Annotated in this window: 2 protein-coding genes; both read left to right on the forward strand. The window is 59.2% G+C overall.

The window, feature by feature from the left end; all coding sequences use genetic code 11:
• The first annotated feature begins 164 nt into the window (after positions 1 to 164).
• Positions 165 to 1,022: a carboxylating nicotinate-nucleotide diphosphorylase gene (nadC, locus tag NW837_RS12365; protein WP_414331922.1), complete on the forward strand. Its 858-nt coding sequence runs from the start codon at positions 165 to 167 to the stop codon at positions 1,020 to 1,022.
• 331 nt (positions 1,023 to 1,353) lie between these two features.
• On the forward strand, positions 1,354 to 1,539 hold a 186-nt coding region (nadA, locus tag NW837_RS12370), incomplete at its 3' end, for a quinolinate synthase NadA (RefSeq protein WP_414331923.1).

Here is a 1,539-nt window from a genome sequence, read left to right on the forward strand (position 1 = left end):
TAAAATCCTGCTACGCCGGTCATAGCACCAGTAAGGACGAAGCATCGTGTCCTCGCCTTTTATCCCGACCCTCACCCTGGATAGTGGTGAGTGGATAGTGACCAGCCACTAGTCACTAACAGAGGGTGGGGCTTCCCGCCGGTCTAGCTAAAACCAAACCGAAAATGGAAGAAGTTTACTTACCAGAGGAGACCCTTTGCACTTGGCTGTGGGAAGACCTGGGGCACGGCGACCTCACCACAGAGCTGACCCTACCCCCAGGACTGGAGGGTGAGGCGGTAATCCTGGCCAAGGAGACAGGGATCCTGGCCGGCCTGGAGATTGCCAAGCGGGTTTTTCGGCTGGCGGATCCCCAGGTGGAGTTCATCCCTGGAGTGGAGGAAGGGGCCAGGGTGGCTGTCCGTCAAGAGGTGGCCCACCTCAAGGGATCCCTGAAGGGCATTCTGGCGGGGGAGAGGCTGGCGCTCAATCTTCTCCAAAGGCTGTCCGGCATTGCCACCCTCACCCGCACCTATGTAGAGGCTCTCCGGGGAACTTCAACCCAGCTTCTGGACACCCGCAAGACCACTCCCGGCCTGCGCGCCCTGGAGAAGTATGCTGTACGGGTAGGGGGCGGCAAAAACCACCGCTTTGGGCTGTTCGACGGCATTTTGATCAAGGAAAACCACATCATTGCCACGCAACGCTGTTGCGACCGCGGCGCGGGAGGCGTTTTGGCAGCCGTCAAGCGGGCCAAGGAAGGTGCTCCCCACCACCTCAAGGTGGAGGTGGAGGTGCGGGATCTCCAGGAACTGGAAGAGGCTTTGGCAGCAGGAGCCGATCTCATCCTTCTGGACAACTTCACCCTGGAAGAAACCCAGGCCGCCGTCCAACGGGTGGGAGGGAGAGTTCCCCTGGAGGCCAGCGGCAACATGACCCCAGAACGGGCCAGGCAAGTGGCCGAGGCAGGCGTGAATTACGTCAGCGTCGGGGCGCTCACCCACTCGGCCAAGGCTTTGGATCTCTCTTTGCTGGTGGTGTGACCCTGAGCCAAGTCCTCGCTGGACACTGCTTTATTGCTACGCAACGCTGTTGCGACTGATGCTACTTTGAGAAGACAACCTAAGCCCAGCTCCAGCTCAACCGGGCGCCGCGAAAGGCTTCGCCGGACATCTGGGTTGGGGGTTGCTTCTCTTGCCGGCTCAGATACCCCCCAAAGCAGAGTCGACCAACTCCAGGAGATGGGCTTTCCGTTATTGCTGCGCGCTGCTCCTGCAAACGCATTAGGCGGGACAAAGTCCTCAGATCGTGTCCAGCCTCCAGAGGAACAAAACCGTTATTGCTACGCAACGCTGTCGCGACAAGAAGTCGAAAATGAAGGGAGAAACCCCATTGCTACACAACACTGCCACAATCGTCCAGGAGATTGCCCGGCTCAAACAGGAAAGGCAGGCAGTTATCCTCGCGCATTCGTATCAGCTCCCCGAAGTTCAAGAGGTGGCGGACTTTGTGGGAGACTCCTTAGGACTGGCTCGGGAGGCTCAAAAGACGAGCGCCCAG

Origin of the sequence: Synechococcus sp. R6-10, from assembly GCF_047461815.1 — a bacterium.
Lineage (GTDB): Bacteria > Cyanobacteriota > Cyanobacteriia > Thermostichales > Thermostichaceae > Thermostichus.